The sequence below is a fragment of the Methylobacterium nigriterrae genome (assembly GCF_037106235.1).
Classification (GTDB): Bacteria; Pseudomonadota; Alphaproteobacteria; order Rhizobiales; family Beijerinckiaceae; genus Methylobacterium; species Methylobacterium nigriterrae.
Genome location: NZ_JBAWTG010000793.1, coordinates 1 through 280, shown reverse-complemented (window position 1 = coordinate 280; position 280 = coordinate 1). Strand labels below are relative to the sequence as shown.

Sequence of the window (280 nt, the reverse complement as noted above, 5' to 3'; positions counted from 1 at the left end):
AGACCGAAATCGAAGGCGCGCGGCAGGGTCGGGTTGTGCTGCAGCACGGCGTCGGCCGGCAGGTGTCGGCCCACCCAGCGATAGGCCGCGCGCAGGGCGTGATCGACGTCCGGCCGGGCGTTGATGAAGGCGGTTTGCGCGTCGCCCGAGACCGGAAAGGCCCGCAGCCAGAACAGGCCGTAGGCCGTCGTGCCGTATCCCAGGATGGCGAGGGCGACGAGGAGGCGCGGCAGCCTCGCCGGCGTTGCCGCGTCCGGTGCGGCGCGCGCGCGGACCACGA

The 280-nt window shown here is 73.6% G+C and carries 1 pseudogene; it reads right to left on the bottom strand.

What is annotated here, in order from left to right:
- Positions 1-280 (bottom strand): annotated as a pseudogene (locus tag WDW90_RS39190) (hypothetical protein); the annotation flags it as partial.